The sequence below is a fragment of the Pseudomonas sp. ABFPK genome (assembly GCF_001586765.1).
Taxonomy (GTDB): domain Bacteria; phylum Pseudomonadota; class Gammaproteobacteria; order Pseudomonadales; family Pseudomonadaceae; genus Aquipseudomonas; species Aquipseudomonas asiatica.
Genome location: NZ_LQXW01000001.1, coordinates 200,497 through 221,546, shown reverse-complemented (window position 1 = coordinate 221,546; position 21,050 = coordinate 200,497). Strand labels below are relative to the sequence as shown.

Sequence of the window (21,050 nt, the reverse complement as noted above, 5' to 3'; positions counted from 1 at the left end):
GACCGCATGGGGCTGCTTTGCAGCCCATTCGCAGCACAAGGCTGCTCCTACAATGGCGCAATGTACGCCATCGATGTAGGAGCAGCCTTGTGCTGCGAATGGGGCGCGAAGCGCCCCCAGCCTTATTCCTGCAATGGCAAGGTAGCCTGCTGACGCAGGGTAGCCCCCAGGAAGTACGCCGGCGCGCGCAGCCGCGACAGCATCATCAGCACGATCCCCAGCACCGAGATGATCGCGGCGATCACGAACACCAGCCCCAGCCCGCCCACATGCGAGCCGCTGCCGAAGTCCGGCGAGGCGCTGTCGATGGCTGTACGCACGAAGATAACCGACAAGATCACCCCACCCACCAGCGGGCACAAGCCGCGCATGAGGAAGTGGCGCAGGCTGTCGAACAGGCTGTGGCGGAAGTACCAGACACAGGCAAAGGCCGTCAGCGAATAGTAGAAGCAGATCATCATGCCCAGTGCAGTGATGGTATCTGCCAACACGTTCTCGCTCAGGGTGCGCATGGTCACGTAGAACAGACCCGCGGCCACGCCGGCGCAGATGGTGGCGTAACGCGGGGTCTGCGAACGAGGGCAGACGCTGGCGAACTTCTGCGGCACCGCACCGTAGTAACCCATGGCCAACAGTGTGCGCGCCGGCGACACGAAGGTCGACTGCAGCGACGCCGCGGTGCTGGCCAGCACCGCGATGGACATCAGGATCGCCAGCGGCCCCATGACCGGGCCGGCCAGGTGAGCGAAGACGTTTTCCTGGATGCGCGGGTTGTTAAGGCCCAGGCCTTGTTCGCTGATACCGGCAAACTGCAGGGTGGCAATCGCGGTGAACAGGTACAGGCCGAGGATCAGCAGCACGGTCCAGGTGGCCGCCTTGCCCGGCACCTCGTCACTGCCGACCGATTCCTCGCTGACAGTCAGGCACACGTCCCAGCCCCAGAAGATGAAGATCGACAGCGACAGCCCGGCGGCAAAGGCCGAGAACGATTCGACGCCGAACGGGTTGAACCAGGCGAAATCGAATTCCAGCGGTGGCGGCGCCGTGGTTTCGCCGAAAGCGGCAAAGGCAAAGCCGATCAGCACCAGCAACTGCAGGGCCACCAGGCCGTATTGCACCGTCATGGTGGTGGTCATGCCGCGGCAGCAGATCCACACCGCCAGGGCGATGAACACGCAACAGGTGGTTATGTTGATGAGCAGGTTGTCGGCCAATGCCGCCAGTTCATGCTTGCCGGTGATCTGACCAAGGAACAGGTAGAAGAAGTCGACCGCCACCCCTGCCAGGTTCGACAACACGATGGTGGTGGCGACCACCAGACCCCAGCCACCGATCCAGCCGATCATCGGACCGAAGGCACGCGCCGACCAGGTAAACGAAGTACCGCTGTCCGGCTCCGCCGAGTTCAGTTCGCGATAGCCCAAGGCTACCAACAGCATCGGCAGGAAGCCGACGATGAATACCGCTGGCAGGTGCGCGCCCACTTCACGCACGGTCGGGCCAAGGGCGCCGGTCAGGGTGTAGACCGGGGCGATGGTGGAAATGCCCAGCACCACGCTGGCCAGCAAGCCCAGCCGGCCGGTGGCCAGCCCCTTGCTGCGCTGGGTGTTGCCCGCGTCGGCCGCCACATCGGGTGGGCGGCCGGCTTCTGTGTAATTGCTCATGAGTATTTGCCGTAAATTTTGGAATTGTTTTCACAGGCCTTGCGTACAAGGCCCGCTTTCACTCATTGAAAGCTTGCTGCCGGGAACAAGTCATCCGAGACCTTCGGGTGACGTCAGAGTGCCTCCTGCCGTGCGCCCTCCCGTGTTGCATAGGCAAAACAGGCCTCGCGAAACGCCTGGAACAGGCGCAACGAGACCGGGTTTTCGGTAAATCGCCACTCCGGGTGCCATTGCACGCCGAGCACAAAGCCCGGCGCGGCAGGCATGGACACCGCTTCGATCAGGCCATCCGGGGCCCGTGCCTCGACGCGCAGGCCCGGGGCCAGGCGGTCGATGCCCTGGCTGTGCAGCGAGTTGACCTCGAACTGCGCCGCCAGGCCCAGGCGCTCGAACAACCCGCCAGGCTCGATACCGACAAGGTGACGAGGGCCGTATTGCACCTCCAGAGGTGCGTCCTCTGGTTCACGGTGGTCCAGGTAGCCGGGCAGTTCCTGCACGCGCTGGTGCAGGCTGCCGCCCAGGGCCACGTTCAATTCCTGGTAGCCACGGCAAATACAGAACACCGGCACACCGGCGGCAATGGCCGCCTGCAACAGCGGCAGGGTCAGGCGATCGCGTGCCAGATCGTGCCGGGTACCTGCCGCGCTGGGGGCGCCATTGTAATGATGCGGTTCGATATTTGAAGGTGAGCCGGTAAAAACAATGCCATGCAGACGGGCCAGCAGCGCCTGCGTGTCGCTGCCCCCGTCACGGGCCGGCAAGATCAATGGCAAGCCGGCAAAGCCGGCCGCCTCGACATACTTGTCGCCTACCGTATGCGACGAGTTCTTCCCCACCTGCTGGCGGCAGGCGCTGACACCGATCAAGGGGACCGCATTTGCGCTCATGGGTTTACACCGTGTGCAGGTACCAGTTGTACTCGAGATCGGAAATCGACACTTCGAACTCGGCCAGTTCGCTTTCCTTGCAGGCCACGAAGATATCGATGTAATCCGGGCTGATGTATTGGTTGAGGACTTCGCTGTCGTCCAGTGCGCGCAGGGCATCGCGCAGGTTGTTTGGCAGGCTCTGCTCCAGCTGTTCGTAGGAATTGCCTTCGATCGGTGCCTGCGGCTCGACCTGGTTGGTCAGGCCGTGGTGAACACCGGCGAGGATCGCCGCGAGCATCAGGTAGGGGTTGGCGTCGGCACCGGCCACGCGGTGCTCGAGGCGCACGTTATCGCTGCTGTCGGTGGGCACGCGCACGGCCACGGTACGGTTGTCCAGGCCCCAGCTTGGCGCATTGGGCACGTAGAACTGCGCGCCGAAGCGGCGGTAGGAGTTGATGTTCGGGCAGAGGAAGGCCATCGACGCCGGCATGGTCTCCAGAACACCACCGATGGCATGGCGCAGCGCGTCGCTTTGCAGCGGGTCGTCACTGGCGAAGATGTTCTTGCCGGTTTTCTTGTCCAGCAACGAAATGTGCACGTGCAGGCCATTGCCTGCCTGGCCCGGGTAGGGCTTGGCCATGAAGGTGGTATCCATCTCATGGTCGTAGGCAACGTTCTTGATCAGGCGCTTGAGCAGGATCGCGTAGTCGCAGGCCTTCAGTGGGTCGGCCACATGGTGCAGGTTGACCTCGAACTGTGCCGGGGCGCTTTCCTTGACAATGGCATCGGCGGGCAGGCCTTGCTCCTTGGCCGCTTCGAGCATGTCCTGCAGGCAGTCGGCATATTCATCGAGGTCGTCGATCAGGTACACCTGGGTCGACTGCGGGCGTTTGCCGGAAATCGGCGAGCGCGGCGGCTGCGGGCGACCGTTGAGGTTGTCCTGGTCGATCAGGTAGAACTCCAGCTCGAACGCGGCGCAGATATCCAGGCCCAGGTCATCGAACTTGCTCACCACCTGGCGCAGTACTTCGCGCGGGTCGGCGAAGAACGGCTGGCCATCCAGTTCGTGCATGGTCATCAGCAGCTGGGCGGTGGGGCGCTTCTGCCACGGCTCGTCCGACAGCGTGCCGGGGATCGGGAAGCAGATGCGGTCGGCATCGCCGATGTCCAGGCCAAGGCCGGTGCTCTCGACGGTGGACCCGTTGATGTCCAGGGCGAACAGCGATGCCGGCAGGTTGATGCCCTTCTCGTACACCTTGTGCAGGCTGGCCCGCTCGATGCGCTTGCCACGTACAACGCCGTTCATGTCGGAGATCAGCAGGTCGACGTACTGCGTGTCCGGATGGGCCTGGAGGAAGTCATTCATCTCGCTGGAAGAACTGGCGCACGGGGTTACCGACGTCATGGCTGTACATCCTTTGATTTGCTGCGGCGATGTGGGGGATACGGCTGGCGCCTCACGGGCGACGATGGTTGCAGCTGTTGTTCTTTTCACTTTCCCATCGTGGGGATTGGTTACCCGACCGGGCGCATTGATTCCCGGGGGCCGTTTCACTATAAAATGGCCAAAACGCAACAGACATTGGCAATTCGGCAAGCAGAGCGTGCACCAATGCAATATCAGATTACCCATGCCGACCTCTCCCTGGTCCTGGCCCTGGAACGTGGCCGCTCGCTGGCCAAGGCTGCCGAGTTGCTCAAGGTCGATGTTTCGACGGTGTTCCGCTCGATCCGCCGGCTGGAGTCGGCGCTGGGCACCGCCTTGTTCGTCAAGAGCCGCAAAGGCTACCTGCCGACCGACACCGCCCAGGCCCTGGCCGAGCAGGCCGAGCGCGCCGAGCAGGCGCTGGAGGCGGCGCGCATCGCCATGACCAGTGGCGAGCAGGTGGTCAGCGGCACCGTGCGCCTGACCTGTACCGAGGCGGTGATGCACAGCCTGCTGCTGCCGGCGCTGGCCGAGTTCATGCCCAACTACCCGGCCTTGTCGCTGGAGATGGGCACCTCCAACACCTTCGCCAACCTCAGCCGGCGCGATGCCGACATTGCCCTGCGCCTGACCAACACGCCGCCGGAGCACCTGGTGGGCCGCAACCTGGGGTCCACCTCCTACGTGGTCTGCGGCCAGCCGCAGTGGCGCGAGCGCCTGGCCGAGTCACCTGCCAGCGTGCCGTGGATCGCCCCCGACGACTCGATGCAGGACCACCCCACGGTGGTCTGGCGCAACCAGCAGCACCCGGGGTTGAGCCCGCGCTACCAGTGCAGCGGCATGTCGACCATCGCTCAACTGGTCACGGCCGGGCTCGGCGTGGCAGCGCTGCCGGACTACATGGTGCATGCTCTGCCCGGGGTGGATGCGCTGAGCGGGCCGCTGCCGGGTTGCGACACCCAGCTGTGGCTGCTGACCCGGCCGGACTGCCGGGCGTTGCGCTCGGTGCAGACCCTGTTCGAGGAGCTGACCCCGCGGTTGCGTGACGCGATGCTCTGAGGTTATCGTCAGGTTCAAGCGATAGGGTGTCTGTTCCGGCCCTTTCGCGGCTGAAGCCGCTCCCACAGGGTGCGGTGATGAACCTGAGGACAATGCGGTCCCTGTGGGAGCGGCTTCAGCCGCGAAGAAGGCAACACAGGGCTTGAAGGTAACCACCCGACAAAACAGCGCTTCCCTATTGGCTGGTGATTTTTTAAACTATCGAGTCCGCCTGCCCATTATCGGGCTGCACGCCCACCGCAATTGCTACTGAGGAAGACCATGGCCCGCGTAACTGTTGAAGACTGCCTGGAACACGTGGATAACCGCTTTGAGCTGGTCATGCTCTCGACCAAGCGCGCTCGCCAGCTGGCGACCGGCGGCAAAGAGCCACGCGTTGCGTGGGAAAACGACAAGCCGACCGTTGTTGCCCTGCGTGAAATCGCCGAAGGCATCGTCACCAACGAGTTCATCGCCGCTGAAGAGATCGTCACCGAGGATCCGGTGTTCGCCGCATTCGAGGACGAGAACAACGAGGCTGTCTGATTGATGCCAGGTCGACGTCGCACGGCGCAAGGCCCCCTTCCTCGGCAGGAGGTGAACCCATGCCGGGTATAGAAGCCTTGGCCGAACGGCTGTCGACCTACCTTGGCCCCGAACAGGTCAACCTGGTCCGGCGCGCCTATTTCTACGCCGAACAGGCCCACGATGGGCAGCGCCGCCGCAGTGGCGAGCCCTACGTAACCCACCCGCTGGCCGTGGCCAGCATCCTTGCCGACATGCACATGGACCATCAGAGCCTGATGGCGGCCATGCTGCACGACGTGATCGAAGATACCGGCATCGCCAAGGAAGCCCTCAGCCAGCAGTTTGGCGAGACCGTGGCCGAACTGGTCGATGGGGTCAGCAAGCTGACCCAGATGAACTTCGAGACCAAGGCCGAGGCGCAAGCCGAAAACTTCCAGAAGATGGCCATGGCCATGGCCCGCGATATCCGCGTGATCCTGGTCAAGCTGGCCGACCGCCTGCACAACATGCGCACCCTGGAAGTGCTGTCCGGCGAAAAACGCCGGCGCATCGCCAAGGAAACCCTCGAGATCTACGCCCCCATTGCCAACCGCCTAGGCATGCACACCGTGCGCGTTGAGTTCGAGGACCTCGGCTTCAAGGCCATGCACCCGATGCGTTCGTCGCTGATCCACCGTGCGGTGAAAAGCGCACGCGGCAACCGCAAGGAGATCGTCGCCAAGATCGAGCATTCGCTGGCCAACTGCCTGGCCGCCGACGGCATCGAGGGCGAGATCAGCGGCCGGCAGAAACACCTCTATGGCATCTACAAGAAGATGCGCGGCAAGCGCCGCGCCTTCAACGAGATCATGGACGTGTACGCCTTCCGCATCGTCGTGGACAAGGTCGATACCTGCTACCGCGTACTCGGTGCGGTGCACAACCTCTACAAGCCGCTGCCCGGTCGCTTCAAGGATTACATCGCGATCCCCAAGGCCAACGGCTACCAGTCGTTGCACACCACGCTGTTCGGCATGCACGGCGTGCCCATCGAAATCCAGATCCGCACCCGCGAGATGGAAGAGATGGCCAACAACGGCATCGCCGCGCACTGGCTGTACAAGTCCAACGACGACGAGCAACCCAAGGGCAGCCACGCCCGCGCCCGCCAGTGGGTCAAGGGCATCCTCGAGCTGCAGCAACGTGCCGGCAACTCGCTGGAATTCATCGAAAGCGTGAAGATCGACCTGTTCCCGGACGAGGTCTACGTGTTCACGCCCAAAGGCCGCATCATGGAGCTGCCCAAAGGCTCCACGGCGGTCGACTTCGCCTACGCGGTGCACACCGACGTCGGCAACAGCTGCATCGCCTGCCGCATCAACCGCCGCCTGGCGCCGCTGTCCGAACCGCTGCAAAGCGGCTCGACAGTGGAAATCGTCAGCGCCCCGGGCGCGCGGCCGAACCCGGCCTGGCTCAACTTCGTGGTTACCGGCAAGGCGCGCACGCACATCCGCCACGCGCTCAAGCAGCAGCGTCGCTCCGAGTCCATCAGCCTGGGCGAACGCCTGCTGAACAAGGTGCTCACCGGCTTCGACAGCAGCCTGGAAATGATCCCCCAGGAGCGTATCCAGGCCATTCTCGCCGAGTACCGCCTGGAGCTGATCGAAGACCTGCTCGAAGACATCGGCCTGGGCAACCGCATGGCCTACGTGGTCGCGCGCCGCCTGCTGTCGGCCGAAGGCGAGCAGCTGCCGGCACCGGAAGGCCCGCTGGCGATTCGTGGTACCGAAGGGCTGGTGCTGAGCTACGCCAAGTGCTGCACGCCGATCCCGGGCGACCCGATCGTCGGCCACCTGTCAGCCGGCAAGGGCATGGTCGTGCACCTGGAAAACTGCCGCAACATCAGTGAAATCCGCCACAACCCGGAAAAGTGCGTACAACTCTCCTGGGCCAAGGACATCACCGGTGAGTTCAATGTCGAGTTGCGTGTCGAACTGGAACACCAGCGCGGCCTGATTGCCCTTCTGGCCAGCAGTGTCAACGCAGCCGACGGCAACATCGAGAAGATCAGCATGGACGAACGCGACGGCCGTATCAGCGTGGTCCAACTGGTGGTCAGCGTGCACGACCGCGTGCACCTGGCGCGTGTGATCAAGAAGCTGCGTACCCTGACCGGTGTGGTCCGCATCACCCGCATGCGTACGTAGTCCGCCAACCGCAAGGAGTCATCATGAGCAAGACCGTCATCAACAGCGACAAGGCCCCTGCCGCCATCGGCACCTACTCGCAGGCGATCAAGGCCGGCAACACCGTGTACATGTCGGGCCAGATCCCGCTGGACCCGAAGACCATGGAACTGGTCGAAGGCTTCGAAGCCCAGACCGTACAGGTGTTCGAGAACCTCAAGGCCGTGGCTGAAGCCGCTGGCGGTTCGTTCAAGGACATCGTCAAGCTGAACATCTTCCTCACCGACCTGAGCCACTTCGCCAAGGTCAACGAGGTGATGGGCCGCTACTTCGAGCAGCCTTACCCGGCCCGCGCTGCCATCGGCGTTGCCGCACTGCCGAAAGGCTCCCAGGTCGAAATGGACGCCATCCTGGTCATCGAATGATGCCCCCGGTGACGGGCGCCCTGCCCGTCACCTTCCCTTCTCTGCAAGGTTACCCCGTCATGCGTCAAGCACTGCCCCTCGCGCTGGCAGCCCTGCTTCTGGGCGGCTGCGCCAGCCACAAACCCGAAGATTTCAACGGCACCTGGATCAACCAGGACGCCATCAATGCGGCCGTCAAGGGCGGCAGCCTGCGTCAGGCGCTCAATGAGCACGGGCCGGTGTTCGAGTGGAAGCTCGACGTCGCCAGCCAACAGGCCAGCTACAGCAATGGTTTCGAAGCGGCCGACGGCCAGCTGAGCGCCACCGACAAGCAATGGCAGGCCAGCTTCCAGGGTGGCCAGACCGAACAGCTGTCGCTCGATGGCGACGAACTGCAGGCGGTCGATCAAAGCGGCGGCAAGCAGACCTTCGTGCGCGCCAAAGCGCCGGCGACGGCCAATGCGCCACTGGGCAGCAGCTTCGAGAAAGCCCTGTACCAGGCTTATCTGGGCGGCAACTGGAAGATCATCGAAGGCCAGGGCAAAGGTGCCAGCGTGCGCTTCGGCGACACCGGCAATGTCACCGGCCTGCCGGGGCCAGACCGTTTCGCCCTGTGCCTGGCGGGTGACTGCGCGACCATGGGTGGCAGCAATGACAGCCTGTGGCTGGAGCGCAACCAGCGTGGCGCGCCGTTCATCCTCAAGCGCGATGGCGACAAGCTGGAGATCTTCCAGGCGGTGAACCGTGCGCAGCCGGATGAAATGCCAGTGTTGGCGGCCGGCAAGCGCCAGTGGGTGCTGGAACTGGACTGAAGCCTGCTGAAATCGTGGTCGAACTCACCGGCCTCTTCGCGGGTAAACCCGCTCCCACAGGCACACCGCCAGGCTTGAAACCAGCGGTGCACCTGTGGGAGCGGGTTTACCCGCGAAGAGGCCGGTAGACTCAGCGCACGCCTTTCAGGATTGCGGCATAGCCTTCCCTGTAACTCGGATACACCGGCGCCCAGCCCAATGCCCGCGCCCGGGCATTACTGCAGCGCTTGCTGCCGGTCCGCCGCACCCGCTGCTCATCCGACCACTCGGTTACCCCCATGTACGCCCGCAGCCAGGCCACCACATCGGCCAGCGGCGCCGGGTCGTCGTCGACGCCGATGTAGCAGTCGTCGAGCACCTTGCCGTCGGCATCGGCCTGCAACAGGAACGCCAACAGGCTGGCAGCATCCTCGGCATGGATGCGGTTGCCATACAGCGGTGGCTCCTCGGCCACGCGATAGCCCTGGCGCACCTGACTGAGCAGCCACTCGCGGCCGGGGCCATAGATGCCGGTCAGGCGCACCACGCTGGCCGGGATGCCGCTGGCCAGCGCCAGCCGCTCAGCCTCCAGCATCAACCGCCCGGAATAACCTTCAGGCTCGGTGGCCGCGCCTTCTTCGATCCACTCGCCGTCCTTCTGTGCATACACGCTGCTGCTGGACACGAACAGCAGCCGTCGTGGGCGCTGGCCGCGCTCGGCCAGCCAGCCCAGCACATGGCGCAAACCGTCGACATAGGCTGCCTGGTAACCCGCTTCGTCGTGCTGGCTGGCCGCCACGCAATACACCAGGTAGTCCGGCGCGCGCTGCGGCCAGGTGTCGGGAATCGATGGCTCAGACAAGTCCGCTGCCACCGGCACGACCCCCGCAGGCAACCGCCCGACCGAGCGACGCAGGCCGCTCACCTGCCAGCCGCGCGCAAGCATCTGCCGGGCAAGACGCCCGCCTACATCACCACATCCCACCACCATCACGGAAAGGTCTGACATCTCTAAACTCCCTAGACCAATTGATCAGCCCGACCACGCTACACGATGGATGGCTAGACCATAGGCGAAAAAAGCAACAAGATTACTTTTGTTAACAAGAATTACTTGCAATAATGGCCGCCAAATTGTTCTCGGCCTGCCTCGAGGCCTTGGAGAACGTGAACTTTATTCTTCATCAGGTCCGGCCAGCATGACACGTACTCAACCTTCCGCTTCGCCAACCCCGTCGCGCGCCTGGCGCGCCATCGCCGCGCTGACACTCAGCCTGGTGCTGGCCCCAGTGGCCATGGCCGATGAGCCAACCGCCAATGCTGCCGCGCCTGCTGCCGCTACCGCACCGGCTGCTCCGGCAGTTGCTCCAGCCGCAGCACCGGCTGGCGGTGCAGTTGCCGCCACCCCGGTTGATGCCCCGGTCGCTGCAGACCCGAGCGTCGAGGCTCTGGTTGAAGACACCTCGCTGGGCATGGCCCACGACCTGTCCCCTTGGGGCATGTACAAGAACGCCGACGTGGTGGTGAAGGCAGTGATGATCGGCCTTGCCATCGCCTCCATCATCACCTGGACCATCTGGATTGCCAAAGGCTTCGAGCTGATGGGCGCCAAGCGTCGCCTGCGTGGTGAAATCGCCCTGCTGAAGAAATCCGCCAGCCTCAAGGAAGCCAGCGACGTTTCCAACAAGGAAGGCACCCTGGCCCACACCCTGGTCCACGACGCACTCGAAGAGATGCGCCTGTCGGCCAACGCCCGCGAAAAAGAGGGCATCAAGGAGCGCGTCAGCTTCCGCCTGGAGCGCCTGGTACACGCCAGCGGTCGCACCATGAGCAGCGGCACCGGCGTACTCGCCACCATCGGCTCCACTGCGCCATTCGTTGGCCTGTTCGGTACCGTATGGGGCATCATGAACAGCTTCATCGGCATCGCCAAGACCCAGACCACCAACCTGGCCGTGGTTGCCCCAGGTATCGCCGAGGCCCTGTTGGCCACCGCCCTGGGTCTGGTCGCCGCAATTCCGGCCGTGGTCATCTACAACGTCTTCGCCCGCTCCATCGCCGGCTACAAGGCCCAGGTATCCGACGCCTCCGCTCAGGTGCTGCTGCTGGTCAGCCGTGATCTGGACCACCAGGGCAGCGAGCGTGTTGCCCCGCACATGGTGAAAGTGGGGTAAGCCATGGGCCTGCATCTCAACGAAGGTGGCGACGACCTCGCCGAAAACCACGAAATCAACGTTACGCCGTTCATCGACGTGATGCTGGTGCTGCTGATCATTTTCATGGTCGCAGCCCCCTTGGCCACGGTCGACATCAAGGTCGACCTGCCGGCCTCGACCGCCAAGCCGGCGCCGAGGCCCGAGAAACCGGTATTCGTCAGCGTCAAGGCCGACCAGAAGCTGTACGTCGGTGACGATCAGGTCCCTGCCCCCGACCAGCTTGGCCCGATGCTCGATGCCCAGACCAAGGGCGACAAGGAAACCACCATCTTCTTCCAGGCTGACAAAGGCGTGGATTACGGTGACCTGATGGAAGTGATGAACAACATGCGCGCGGCCGGCTACCTGAAAGTCGGTCTGGTAGGTCTAGAGACGGCAGCCAAGAAATGACAAGAACGCGCTCGAACATGGCGCGCTACGGTGGCAGCCTGGCGATCGTGCTGGGCGTGCACGTGGTCGCCGTGCTGCTGACGCTCAACTGGTCGGTGCCCCAGGCCATCGAACTGCCACCGGCAGCCATGATGGTCGAGCTGGCGCCGTTGCCGGAGCCTGCGCCACCACCGCCCCCGAAAGCGGCGCCGCAGCCACCGGCACCGGTCGAGGAACCGCCACTGCCGAAGCTGGCCGAGGCACCCAAGCCCAAGATCGCCATTCCCAAGCCGCCCAAGCCAAAGGCCAAGCCACAGCCGCCCAAGCCCGAGAAAAAGCCTGAGCCGCCGAAGGAAGCACCGCCGACCGAACAAACGGTAGACGCACCGCCCAGCAACACGCCACCGCAGAAGTCCGCGGCACCGGCACCGAGCATTGCGTCCAACAGCAAAGCCCTGCCGACCTGGCAGAGCGACCTGCTGCGTCACCTGGCCAAGTACAAGCGTTACCCGGAAGACGCGCGCCGTCGCGGGCTGCAGGGCATAAACCGCTTACGTTTCGTGGTCGACGCCGAAGGCAAGGTGGTGTCGTACTCCATGGCCGGAGGTTCGGGTAGTGCCGCTCTGGACCGGGCGACCCTGGAAATGATCCGTCGGGCCGGCACGGTACCCAAGCCGCCACCCGAGTTGCTGAACAATGGCACGATCGAAGTCGTGGCCCCGTTCGTCTACTCGCTGGACCGCCGCTGAGACTTTTGTTTCTGTCACAAATCGGCAAGTCTGATAACGTGCGTCTATCGATTGCAGCCGCTATGCTGGGCTCGCAACTTCATGGACGCACGTTATGACCCTCACAGAATTACGCTACATCGTCACACTCGCCCAGGAACAGCATTTCGGCCATGCCGCCGAACGCTGCCACGTGAGCCAGCCGACCCTGTCGGTCGGTGTGAAGAAGCTCGAGGATGAGCTTGGCGTGTTGATCTTCGAGCGCAGCAAGAGCGCGGTCCGCCTGACCCCGGTCGGCGAAAGCATCGTCGCCCAGGCGCAAAAGGTACTGGAGCAGGCCCAGGGCATTCGCGAGCTGGCCCAGGCCGGCAAGAACCAGCTGACTGCGCCACTCAAGGTCGGTGCCATCTACACCGTCGGCCCGTATCTGTTCCCGCACCTGATTCCGCAGCTGCACCGCGTGGCACCGCAGATGCCGCTCTACATCGAAGAGAACTTCACCCACGTACTGCGCGAAAAGCTGCGCAACGGCGAACTGGACGCGGTGATCATCGCCCTGCCGTTCAACGAAGCCGATGTGCTGACCCTGCCACTGTACGATGAGCCGTTCTGCGCCCTGATGCCGGCTGACCACCCGTGGACAGCGAAAAAGACCATCGACACCGCCATGCTCAACGACAAGAGCCTGTTGCTGCTCGGTGAAGGCCACTGCTTCCGTGACCAGGTATTGGAGGCCTGTCCAACGCTGAACAAGGGCGGTGAAGGCTCCAAGCACACCACGGTGGAGTCCAGCTCGCTGGAAACCATCCGTCACATGGTGGCCTCGGGCCTTGGCGTGTCGATCCTGCCGCTGTCGGCGGTGCACAGCCACCACTACGCCCCCGGTGTCATCGAGGTTCGCCCACTGACCGCACCGGCACCATTCCGCACCGTAGCCATCGCCTGGCGCGCCAGCTTCCCGCGGCCGAAGGCCATCGAGATCCTCGCCGACTCGATCCGCCTGTGCTCGGTCGCCAAAGCCCCTGCGGAACAACCGGCCTGAGTCATGAGTGAGCTGTCGAAGGTCCCGGTGACGGTACTCAAGGGGGTTGGCGAGGCCATGGCGGAGAAGCTCGCCAAGGTCGGCCTGGAGAACCTGCAGGACGTGCTGTTCCACCTGCCCCTGCGCTACCAGGACCGCACCCGCGTGGTGCCGATCGGTCAACTGCGCCCTGGCCAGGACGCGGTGATCGAGGGCGTGGTCAGCGGCGCCGACGTGACCATGGGCAAGCGCCGCAGCCTGGTGGTGCGCCTGGGTGACGGCAGCGGTGTGCTGAGCCTGCGCTTCTACCACTTCAGCAACGCGCAGAAGGAAGGCCTGAAGCGTGGCACCCACCTGCGCTGTTACGGCGAAGCACGCCCCGGCGCTTCGGGCCTGGAAATCTACCACCCGGAATACCGGGCGCTGAACGGCGACGAACCGCCGCCACCGGTCGAGCAGACCCTGACGCCGATCTATCCGTCCACCGAAGGCCTTACCCAGCAACGCCTGCGGCTGCTTTGTCAGCAGAGCCTGGGCCTGCTGGGCCCGCGCAGCCTGCCGGACTGGCTGCCCGACGAACTGGCCCGGGACTACCAGCTGGCGCCGCTGGACGATGCCATCCGCTACCTGCACAACCCGCCGGCCGACGCCGACCTCGACGAGCTTGCCGAAGGCCAGCATTGGGCCCAGCACCGCCTGGCCTTCGAAGAACTGCTGACCCACCAGTTGTCGCAGCAACGCCTGCGTGAAAGCCTGCGCAGCCTGCGCGCGCCAGTGCTGCCCAAGGCCCAGCGCCTGCAGGCACAGTACCTGGCCAACCTGGGCTTCCAGCCGACCGGCGCGCAGCAGCGGGTGGCCAACGAAATTGCCTACGACCTCAGCCAGCATGAGCCAATGATGCGCCTGGTGCAGGGCGATGTGGGTGCCGGCAAGACCGTGGTCGCCGCCCTGGCCGCGCTACAGGCCCTGGAGGCCGGCTACCAGGTGGCCTTGATGGCGCCCACCGAGATACTCGCCGAACAGCACTACATCACCTTCAAACGCTGGCTCGAACCGCTGGGCATCGAAGTCGCGTGGCTGGCCGGCAAGCTAAAGGGCAAAGCCCGGGCAGCCGCCCTGGAGCAGATCGCCAATGGCGCGCCAATGGTGGTCGGCACCCATGCGCTGTTCCAGGAAGAGGTGAAGTTCAAGCACCTGGCCCTGGCGATCATCGATGAACAGCACCGTTTTGGCGTGCAGCAACGCCTGGCCCTGCGCAAGAAGGGCGTGGCCGGGGAATTGTGCCCGCACCAGCTGATCATGACCGCCACACCCATTCCGCGCACCTTGGCCATGAGCGCCTACGCCGACCTGGACACCTCGGTGCTCGACGAACTGCCTCCCGGACGCACCCCGGTGAACACCGTGCTGGTGGCCGATAGCCGCCGCTTCGAAGTGGTCGAGCGGGTGCGCGCCGCCTGCGCCGAAGGGCGCCAGGCCTACTGGGTGTGCACACTGATCGAAGAATCCGAAGAGCTTACCTGCCAGGCCGCCGAAAGCACCTACGAGGAGCTGGACAGTGCCCTGGGCGAGCTACGGGTGGGGCTGATCCACGGGCGCATGAAGCCGGCGGAAAAGGCCGAGATCATGGCTGAGTTCAAGGCCGGCAACTTGCAGTTGCTGGTCGCCACCACGGTCATCGAGGTGGGCGTGGACGTGCCCAACGCCAGCCTGATGATCATCGAGAACCCAGAGCGCCTGGGCCTGGCACAGCTGCACCAGTTGCGTGGCCGGGTTGGCCGGGGCAGCGCCGTCAGCCATTGCGTGCTGCTGTACCACCCACCACTGTCGCAGATCGGCCGCGAGCGGCTAGGGATCATGCGGGAAACCAACGACGGCTTCATCATCGCCGAAAAGGACCTGGAGCTGCGTGGCCCGGGCGAGATGCTCGGCACCCGCCAGACAGGCCTTTTGCAGTTCAAGGTCGCCGACCTGATGCGTGACGCCGACCTGCTGCCGGCCGTGCGCGACGCCGCCCAGGCCCTGATCGCACGCTGGCCGGAGCACGTCAGCCCGCTGCTCGATCGCTGGCTGCGTCATGGCCAGCAATATGGCCAAGTGTGACGCTGGTCCCATAATGGATCCAGTTTTGCCCAGAGGCTGGTTATACTTCGCGTTTAAAGGAATCAGTGGATACGGACCATGACTGAAGTTGCCCTGGACACCGCAACCCCACACGCTCCCTCGGTCATCCGGCTGCTGCTCGACAAACTCGGCGTGGCCTACCGCGAGGTGGTCGAACATCCGCACCTGCCAGCAGCGTCGCGGGTACAGGCCGTGCTGCTCGACGACGAGGTCGGCGCCCTGATGGTGCTATTCCCGCAGAGCCAGCTGCTGGACCTCAACCGCCTGGCCGAACTGACCGGTCGCAAGCTCACTGCGGTGTCGGTGCCGCGCCTGAAGCAGATGCTGGACAAGCACCAGCTCAAGGCCCTGCCGGGCATCCCGGCGCTGACCAGCTCGCCGTGCCAGTACGAAAAGAGCCTGCTCGACGCTGAAACCGTGTTTATCCAGTCTGGCGAAGCCGGCCTGCTGCTGGAAATCGAACGCGCGCACTTCAAGCGCATGCTGGTCAAGGCCAGCGCCAGCAGCTTCGGCCAGGAAGTCGAGGCAATCAGCCCCAACCTCGACCGCCCCGATGATGACACCCGGGAAATCACCAACGCCGTCCAGGCCTTCACTGCCCGGCGCATCCAGAAGCGCCTGGAAGAAACCATCGAAATCCCGCCGCTGGCCGACACCGCGCAAAAGATCATCAAGCTACGGGTAGACCCCAACGCCAGCATCGACGATATCACCGGCGTGGTCGAAACCGACCCGGCGCTGGCGGCACAGGTGGTGAGTTGGGCGGCATCGCCTTACTACGCCTCACCTGGCAAGATCCGCTCGGTGGAAGACGCCATCGTGCGTGTGCTGGGCTTCGACCTGGTGATCAACCTGGCCCTGGGCCTGGCGCTGGGCAAGACCCTGAGCCTGCCGAAAGACCACCCGCAGCAAGCCACGCCGTACTGGCAGCAGTCGATCTACACCGCCGCGATCATCGAAGGCCTGACCCGCGCCATGCCACGGGCCGAGCGCCCCGAGGCCGGCCTGACCTACCTGGCCGGGCTGCTGCACAACTTTGGCTATTTGCTGTTGGCGCACGTGTTCCCGCCGCACTTCTCACTGATCTGCCGCCACCTGGAGGTCAACCCGCACCTGTGCCACACCTATGTGGAACAACACCTGCTGGGCATCAGCCGCGAGCAGATCGGTGCCTGGTTGATGAAGCTGTGGGACATGCCGGAAGAACTGTCCGCCGCACTGCGCTTCCAGCACGACCCGGCCTATGAAGGCGAGTTTTCGGCGTTCCCCAACCTGGTGTGCCTGGCTACCCGCCTGCTGCGCTCGCGGGGGATTGGCTCTGGGCCACAGCAGGAGATTCCTGACGAGCTGCTGGAACGGCTGGGGATTACCCGGGACAAGGCCGAGGATGTGGTGAACAAGGTGCTCGAGGCAGAGAGCCTGCTGCGTGAGCTGGCTTCGCAGTTCCACGCACCGCACTGATATCAAAAGGGGCCGCTTTGCGGCCCAATCGCCGGCAAGCCGGCTCCCACAGGTTCGACACAGGCCTGAGGGCAGTGCTATCCCTGTGGGAGCTGGCTTGCCGGCGATTGGGCTGCAAAGCAGCCCCTTCAATTTCAGGCCTTCTTCTTCGGCTTCAGGTACTTCATCAACCCCTGGAACCACATCACCAGCGCCGGGTTGCCCTTGATCTGGATGTGCTTGTCCTGAATCCCCTGCATGAACGCCAACTGCTTGTTACCTGCCTGCATGGTGGTGAAGCCATAGGCGGCGTCCTTGAAGGCAATGGCGAACGCTGGCTGCGGGTGCGCACCGCCTTTGCTGCTGACGCGTTCGTTGTTGACTATGAAGTGCCGGGCGACCTTGCCGTCCAGGGTCTGCATCTGGAACACCAGGTCCTTGCCCTTGAGCTGCTGCTGGAACGCCGGGTTGTTGCGGCTGGCCCTGGCCATCAACAGCCCCATGGCCCAGAGAAGAAAGCGGAACTTCATCAACGCGCCTCGAATTAAAAGTGACTAAGGCGCGCAGTCTATCCTTTTCCAGAACTATTTATGCAAGTTCGAAACCTTTTGCCTTCAGAAAGCACAACGGGCGCCCTGGGGCGCCCGCTTGGCTGACACTGGAGTTGTCAGGGAGCGATCACTTGCCTTTCTTGGCCGGCTTGACGGGGGCGTTGACGCTGTCGCGCAGGTTCTTGCCTGGCTTGAAAGCCACGGTATTGCTGGCCTTGATCTTGACCGGTTCACCGGTTTGCGGGTTCTTGCCGGTACGCGCACCGCGATGACGTTTTTCGAAGGTGCCGAAACCGACCAGGGTCACGGTGTCCTTGTCCAGGGCACCCGTGATGCTGTCGAGAATCGCGTTCAAAACCTGATTGGCCTTTTCCTTGGTCAGATCGGCCTTTTCGGCGATGACGGCGGCGAGTTCTGGTTTGCGCATAGTGAAGCCTCTTTGACGGAATTCTTGTTGTTATGCCGTGCTGCCCTGGGAGCAGCGCTCAAGGCACCGCAGGCTCTAATCTGCGGCAGACGGAAGTGAGGATGGCACGTGCACAGGGGCCGCGCCAGTATCTGGGCGGCCATTGTGCAAGCAACAACAGGATAAATCCGACAGAACGCCAGCTATTTACGCCATCACGGCCGGCAGCTGGCGATTCAGGGCCAGCTTTTCCATCACGGCCGCCCCGGTGAGGGCATAGCCCAGCAGCTTGCCCTCTGCATCAAGGCAGAGCACCTTGAGGTCACTGCCCTGCCCCTCTACCTGCCAGGTGCCTTCGTGGCCCTGGGGCGGCGGCGAGACCACCAGCGGGCAGGCCGGGGTTTTCACGGTGATCGGCATCGGCCCGTAGGCGACCGTTGTCGGCTTGCCGGCCAGGGTTTGCGCCAGGGCCCGGGCACAGCTCATCAGCGGCATCACATAAAGCAGGTTGATGCCATCGACTTCGGCACAGTCGCCAAGGGCAAAGATATTGGCGTGGGACGTGCGCAACTGGCGGTCCACGCAAACGCCGCGGTTGGTCTGCAGGCCAGCAGCGGCAGCCAGGTCGGTGCGCGGGCGCAGGCCGATGGCCGAAACCACCAGGTCACAGATGATCACGCTGCCGTCGGACAAGTGCGCCTCCAGGCCCTGCGCCACCTGCTGCAGGCGGGTCAGTACCGGACCGAGGTGAAAACGCACGCCCAGGCCTTCCAGCCCGGCCTGCACGGCAGTGGCAGCAGCCGGGTGCAGCAGGGTCGGCATGACTTGCTCGCACGGCGCTACCACATCGACCTGGAAGCCGCCCAGGCTCATGTCGTTGGCGAATTCGCAGCCGATCAGGCCGGCACCGAGGATCAGCACGCGCTGTTTGCCGACGGCAGCGGCACGGAAGCGCGCGTAGTCTTCCAGATCGTTGATCGGGAACACCCTATCGCCGCCATCACCTTCGATCGGCACCTGCACCGTCTGCGCCCCCCAGGCCAGCACCAGATCGCGGTATTCCACCGCCTCTTCACCTATCCACAAGCGCTTGTGGCCCGGGTCGATGCCGCTGATGCGGGTATGGGTGCGAATCTCGGCATTCAGTTGCTCGGCCATGGCGCCCGGCTCGGCCATGCATAGGCCGTCGGCGTCCTTCTGCTTGGCAAAGCCGGTGGACAGCATGGGCTTGGAGTAGGAACGACCGTCATCGGCGGTGATCAGCAGCAGCGGCGTCTGCGCATCGAGCTTGCGAAATTCACGGGCCAGGTTGTAGCCCGCAAGGCCGGTACCGATGATTACCACAGGGGACGTCATGTCGTGCTTTCCTCGATTAGCCGATGGAGATCATTTCAAAGTCGCTCTTGCCCACGCCGCAGTCGGGGCATAGCCAATCTTCAGGCACGTCTTCCCAGCGTGTGCCGGGGGCGATGCCGTCGTCGGGCCAGCCTTCGGCTTCATCGTAGATCAGGCCACAGACAATACATTGCCACTTCTTCATCAGGTCTTTTTCCTCGGTTCAAGCTGGAGCTTTGTGTTGCTGCTGATGGCCTCTTCGCGGGTGAACCCACTCCTACAGCGACCGCGTAGCCTGTGGGAACGGGTTTACCCGCGACGAAGCCTGCGCGCAATTCGTGGGGCTTTGTAGCGGCCCTGTCAGCAGTATGCAAGCAGTCCGGGCAATCATGCTAAGCTCGCCGCCTCTCTGGTTGTAACAAGCAGACCGACGTGTCGTACGAATCCCCGCAAGCAGCCGCTGTCGCGTGGCTGCCGTATTCACGGCTGGCGACCGACATCGACCAGCCCACCCTTGACTGGCTGTTCGACGAGGGCTCGCTGACCCGCCGCCTGACCCGCCTGTCCAACGATCACTTCTCTGTCACCCCGCTGTTTGAGGGCTGGCAGCCGCTGCGCGATGACGAATGCCAGGCACTGGGCATCGCCGCCGGTGCCGAAGGCTGGGTGCGCGAGGTGTACCTGCGCGGCCATGGCCAACCCTGGGTATTCGCCCGCAGCGTCGCCAGCCGCAGTGCCCTGGAGCGCGGCGGGCTGGACCTGGAAACCTTGGGCAGCCGTTCGCTGGGCGAGTTGCTGTTCTGCGATCAGGCATTCATCCGCCACCCCATCGAGGTGTGCAGTTATCCACAAGCCTGGCTGCCGAGCGAAGCCGCCCATACTGCGCTGTGGGGCCGCCGGTCGCGCTTCGAACGTGGCGGCCTGGACTTGCTGGTGGCAGAGGTGTTCCTGCCAGCATTGTGGCAAGCGGCCAAGGAGGAAAACCGCTGATGTACATGCAACTGCTGAAGTCGCTCAACCGCCTGCACCCACGGGCCTGGGACTTTGTCCAGCTCAGCCGCATGGACCGGCCGATTGGTATCTACCTGCTGCTGTGGCCGACCTTGTCGGCGGTGTGGATTGCCGGCAACGGTTCACCAACCCTGGCCAACGTGCTGATCTTCGGCCTCGGTGTGGTGCTGATGCGCGCCGCAGGTTGCTGCATCAACGACTTTGCCGACCGCAAGGTGGACGGCCACGTCAAACGCACAGCCGACCGCCCCCTTGCCAGCGGCCGGGTCCGCCCGCGCGAAGCATTGGCGCTGTTCGCCATCCTGGTCGGAGTGAGCTTCCTGCTGGTGCTGTGCACCAACAGCCACACGGTGTGGCTGTCGTTCGGTGCGGTAGCTCTGGCGTTCTGCTACCCGTTCATGAAGCGCTACACCTATTACCCGCAGGTGGTGCTGGGGGCGGCGTATTCCTGGGGCATTCCCATGGCCTTCACCGCAGCGGGTGGCGAGCTGCCGGCCAGCGCCTGGCTGCTGTATATCGCCAACCTGCTGTGGACGGTGGGCTACGACACCTACTACGCCATGGTCGACCGTGATGACGACCTGAAGATTGGCGTGAAGTCGACCGCCATCCTGTTCGGCGATGCCGACCGCACCATCATCCTGACCTTGCAGCTGCTGTCGCTGGGCTGCCTGTTGCTGGCCGGCAGCCGCTTCGAGCTGGGTGGCTGGTTCCACCTGGGGCTACTGGGCGCGGCGGCGTGCTTTGCCTGGGAGTACTGGTCGACGCGCAAGCTGGACCGGGAGTCGTGCTTCAAGGCGTTTCTGCACAATCACTGGGCGGGGATGCTGGTGTTCGTCGGGGTGGTGCTGGATTACGCACTGCGCTGAATATTCTGGGGCCTTGCAGCCCATCGCGACACAAGGCCGCTCCTACAGGGTATCGCGCATTCCTGTAGGAGCGGCCTTGTGTCGCGATGGGCCGC

General features: G+C 64.0%; 21 protein-coding genes. 13 read left to right on the top strand and 8 right to left on the bottom strand.

Annotated features, from left to right (window positions below):
• Positions 1–122: 122 nt before the first annotated feature.
• The 3 genes from WM94_RS01040 to WM94_RS01030 form a co-directional block, all read right to left on the bottom strand.
• A complete protein-coding gene (locus WM94_RS01040) occupies positions 123–1,664 on the bottom strand; it encodes an APC family permease (protein WP_013974795.1) in 1,542 nt (513 codons plus the stop codon).
• Positions 1,665–1,777: 113 nt separating this feature from the next.
• Positions 1,778–2,551 carry a gamma-glutamyl-gamma-aminobutyrate hydrolase family protein gene (locus tag WM94_RS01035; RefSeq protein WP_015272333.1) on the bottom strand — a complete coding sequence of 258 codons (774 nt, stop codon included), beginning with the start codon at positions 2,549–2,551 and terminating at the stop codon, positions 1,778–1,780.
• A 4-nt stretch (positions 2,552–2,555) separates the two neighbouring features.
• On the bottom strand, positions 2,556–3,938 hold the full coding sequence (locus tag WM94_RS01030; RefSeq protein WP_015272334.1) for a glutamine synthetase family protein: 1,383 nt from the start codon (positions 3,936–3,938) through the stop codon (positions 2,556–2,558).
• Between the two features lie 207 nt (positions 3,939–4,145).
• Here WM94_RS01030 and WM94_RS01025 point away from each other — a divergent pair, with 207 nt between their 5' ends.
• From WM94_RS01025 to WM94_RS01005, 5 genes are all read left to right on the top strand, one after another.
• A complete protein-coding gene (locus WM94_RS01025) occupies positions 4,146–5,018 on the top strand; it encodes a LysR family transcriptional regulator (protein ID WP_013974798.1) in 873 nt (290 codons plus the stop codon).
• Positions 5,019–5,279: 261 nt separating this feature from the next.
• The gene (gene rpoZ, locus WM94_RS01020) at positions 5,280–5,543 is read left to right on the top strand and encodes a DNA-directed RNA polymerase subunit omega (RefSeq protein WP_003253383.1); all 264 of its coding nucleotides are present in this window, start codon (positions 5,280–5,282) and stop codon (positions 5,541–5,543) included.
• Between the two features lie 59 nt (positions 5,544–5,602).
• A complete protein-coding gene (gene spoT / locus WM94_RS01015; protein ID WP_015272335.1) occupies positions 5,603–7,711 on the top strand; it encodes a bifunctional GTP diphosphokinase/guanosine-3',5'-bis pyrophosphate 3'-pyrophosphohydrolase in 2,109 nt (702 codons plus the stop codon).
• A gap of 23 nt (positions 7,712–7,734) precedes the next feature.
• Positions 7,735–8,115: a RidA family protein gene (locus WM94_RS01010; RefSeq protein WP_003253379.1), complete on the top strand. Its 381-nt coding sequence runs from the start codon at positions 7,735–7,737 to the stop codon at positions 8,113–8,115.
• Between the two features lie 59 nt (positions 8,116–8,174).
• Complete coding sequence (locus WM94_RS01005) at positions 8,175–8,906, top strand: hypothetical protein (RefSeq protein ID WP_061550239.1); 732 nt, start codon at positions 8,175–8,177, stop codon at positions 8,904–8,906.
• Between the two features lie 130 nt (positions 8,907–9,036).
• Here the strand turns inward: WM94_RS01005 and WM94_RS01000 are convergent, their stop codons facing one another.
• On the bottom strand, positions 9,037–9,894 hold the full coding sequence (locus WM94_RS01000) for an SDR family oxidoreductase (RefSeq protein WP_061550238.1): 858 nt from the start codon (positions 9,892–9,894) through the stop codon (positions 9,037–9,039).
• Between the two features lie 190 nt (positions 9,895–10,084).
• On the opposite strand from WM94_RS01000, the gene exbB reads away from it, so the two are divergent.
• From exbB to WM94_RS00970, 6 genes are all read left to right on the top strand, one after another.
• A complete protein-coding gene (exbB, locus tag WM94_RS00995) occupies positions 10,085–11,059 on the top strand; it encodes a tonB-system energizer ExbB (protein WP_013974802.1) in 975 nt (324 codons plus the stop codon).
• A 3-nt stretch (positions 11,060–11,062) separates the two neighbouring features.
• Positions 11,063–11,491 (top strand): TonB system transport protein ExbD, encoded by a 429-nt coding sequence (exbD, locus tag WM94_RS00990; RefSeq protein WP_061550237.1) that lies wholly within the window; start codon positions 11,063–11,065, stop codon positions 11,489–11,491.
• Positions 11,488–12,219 (top strand): energy transducer TonB, encoded by a 732-nt coding sequence (locus WM94_RS00985; protein ID WP_015272339.1) that lies wholly within the window; start codon positions 11,488–11,490, stop codon positions 12,217–12,219. The genes exbD and WM94_RS00985 overlap by 4 nt, the downstream gene beginning before the upstream one ends.
• A gap of 94 nt (positions 12,220–12,313) precedes the next feature.
• Positions 12,314–13,240, top strand: coding sequence for a hydrogen peroxide-inducible genes activator (locus WM94_RS00980; RefSeq protein ID WP_013974805.1), 927 nt, complete (start codon positions 12,314–12,316; stop codon positions 13,238–13,240).
• 3 nt (positions 13,241–13,243) lie between these two features.
• Entirely contained in the window at positions 13,244–15,322 is a 2,079-nt protein-coding gene (recG, locus tag WM94_RS00975; RefSeq protein ID WP_061550236.1) for an ATP-dependent DNA helicase RecG, read from the top strand.
• A 78-nt stretch (positions 15,323–15,400) separates the two neighbouring features.
• Complete coding sequence (locus WM94_RS00970; protein ID WP_061305170.1) at positions 15,401–16,804, top strand: aminoacyl-tRNA deacylase and HDOD domain-containing protein; 1,404 nt, start codon at positions 15,401–15,403, stop codon at positions 16,802–16,804.
• A gap of 134 nt (positions 16,805–16,938) precedes the next feature.
• Here WM94_RS00970 and WM94_RS00965 read toward each other — a convergent pair whose 3' ends face one another.
• The 4 genes from WM94_RS00965 to WM94_RS00950 all read right to left on the bottom strand — a co-directional run bounded on the left by WM94_RS00965 (position 16,939) and on the right by WM94_RS00950 (position 19,280).
• Positions 16,939–17,313, bottom strand: coding sequence for a hypothetical protein (locus tag WM94_RS00965; protein WP_015272342.1), 375 nt, complete (start codon positions 17,311–17,313; stop codon positions 16,939–16,941).
• A 148-nt stretch (positions 17,314–17,461) separates the two neighbouring features.
• The gene (locus WM94_RS00960; RefSeq protein WP_013974808.1) at positions 17,462–17,761 is read right to left on the bottom strand and encodes an HU family DNA-binding protein; all 300 of its coding nucleotides are present in this window, start codon (positions 17,759–17,761) and stop codon (positions 17,462–17,464) included.
• Between the two features lie 186 nt (positions 17,762–17,947).
• Positions 17,948–19,096, bottom strand: a complete 1,149-nt coding sequence (locus tag WM94_RS00955) for an NAD(P)/FAD-dependent oxidoreductase (protein WP_061550235.1) — start codon at positions 19,094–19,096, stop codon at positions 17,948–17,950.
• Positions 19,097–19,112: 16 nt separating this feature from the next.
• Entirely contained in the window at positions 19,113–19,280 is a 168-nt protein-coding gene (locus WM94_RS00950; protein ID WP_003253349.1) for a rubredoxin, read from the bottom strand.
• 227 nt (positions 19,281–19,507) lie between these two features.
• Between WM94_RS00950 and WM94_RS00945 the strand changes: the two genes are divergently transcribed.
• Together WM94_RS00945 and ubiA are read left to right on the top strand one after the other, a co-directional pair.
• Positions 19,508–20,065, top strand: coding sequence for a chorismate lyase (locus tag WM94_RS00945; RefSeq protein WP_015272344.1), 558 nt, complete (start codon positions 19,508–19,510; stop codon positions 20,063–20,065).
• Positions 20,065–20,955: a 4-hydroxybenzoate octaprenyltransferase gene (ubiA, locus tag WM94_RS00940; RefSeq protein ID WP_061550234.1), complete on the top strand. Its 891-nt coding sequence runs from the start codon at positions 20,065–20,067 to the stop codon at positions 20,953–20,955. Before WM94_RS00945 ends, ubiA begins: the two co-directional genes overlap by 1 nt.
• Positions 20,956–21,050 lie beyond the last annotated feature (95 nt).

What these genes read in the sequence shown, in the direction of transcription:
- exbD (WP_061550237.1), top strand. Translation starts at nt 11,063, where the DNA reads ATGGGCCTGCATCTCAACGAAGGTGGCGACGACCTCGCCGAAAACCAC.
- recG (WP_061550236.1), top strand. Translation starts at nt 13,244, where the DNA reads ATGAGTGAGCTGTCGAAGGTCCCGGTGACGGTACTCAAGGGGGTTGGC.
- WM94_RS00965 (WP_015272342.1), bottom strand. Translation starts at nt 17,313, where the DNA reads ATGAAGTTCCGCTTTCTTCTCTGGGCCATGGGGCTGTTGATGGCCAGG.
- WM94_RS00985 (WP_015272339.1), top strand. Translation starts at nt 11,488, where the DNA reads ATGACAAGAACGCGCTCGAACATGGCGCGCTACGGTGGCAGCCTGGCG.
- ubiA (WP_061550234.1), top strand. Translation starts at nt 20,065, where the DNA reads ATGTACATGCAACTGCTGAAGTCGCTCAACCGCCTGCACCCACGGGCC.
- WM94_RS01025 (WP_013974798.1), top strand. Translation starts at nt 4,146, where the DNA reads ATGCAATATCAGATTACCCATGCCGACCTCTCCCTGGTCCTGGCCCTG.
- WM94_RS00950 (WP_003253349.1), bottom strand. Translation starts at nt 19,280, where the DNA reads ATGAAGAAGTGGCAATGTATTGTCTGTGGCCTGATCTACGATGAAGCC.
- WM94_RS01040 (WP_013974795.1), bottom strand. Translation starts at nt 1,664, where the DNA reads ATGAGCAATTACACAGAAGCCGGCCGCCCACCCGATGTGGCGGCCGAC.
- WM94_RS00980 (WP_013974805.1), top strand. Translation starts at nt 12,314, where the DNA reads ATGACCCTCACAGAATTACGCTACATCGTCACACTCGCCCAGGAACAG.
- exbB (WP_013974802.1), top strand. Translation starts at nt 10,085, where the DNA reads ATGACACGTACTCAACCTTCCGCTTCGCCAACCCCGTCGCGCGCCTGG.
- WM94_RS01035 (WP_015272333.1), bottom strand. Translation starts at nt 2,551, where the DNA reads ATGAGCGCAAATGCGGTCCCCTTGATCGGTGTCAGCGCCTGCCGCCAG.
- WM94_RS01010 (WP_003253379.1), top strand. Translation starts at nt 7,735, where the DNA reads ATGAGCAAGACCGTCATCAACAGCGACAAGGCCCCTGCCGCCATCGGC.
- WM94_RS01005 (WP_061550239.1), top strand. Translation starts at nt 8,175, where the DNA reads ATGCGTCAAGCACTGCCCCTCGCGCTGGCAGCCCTGCTTCTGGGCGGC.
- WM94_RS00960 (WP_013974808.1), bottom strand. Translation starts at nt 17,761, where the DNA reads ATGCGCAAACCAGAACTCGCCGCCGTCATCGCCGAAAAGGCCGATCTG.
- WM94_RS00955 (WP_061550235.1), bottom strand. Translation starts at nt 19,096, where the DNA reads ATGACGTCCCCTGTGGTAATCATCGGTACCGGCCTTGCGGGCTACAAC.
- spoT (WP_015272335.1), top strand. Translation starts at nt 5,603, where the DNA reads ATGCCGGGTATAGAAGCCTTGGCCGAACGGCTGTCGACCTACCTTGGC.
- WM94_RS00970 (WP_061305170.1), top strand. Translation starts at nt 15,401, where the DNA reads ATGACTGAAGTTGCCCTGGACACCGCAACCCCACACGCTCCCTCGGTC.
- rpoZ (WP_003253383.1), top strand. Translation starts at nt 5,280, where the DNA reads ATGGCCCGCGTAACTGTTGAAGACTGCCTGGAACACGTGGATAACCGC.
- WM94_RS01030 (WP_015272334.1), bottom strand. Translation starts at nt 3,938, where the DNA reads ATGACGTCGGTAACCCCGTGCGCCAGTTCTTCCAGCGAGATGAATGAC.
- WM94_RS01000 (WP_061550238.1), bottom strand. Translation starts at nt 9,894, where the DNA reads ATGTCAGACCTTTCCGTGATGGTGGTGGGATGTGGTGATGTAGGCGGG.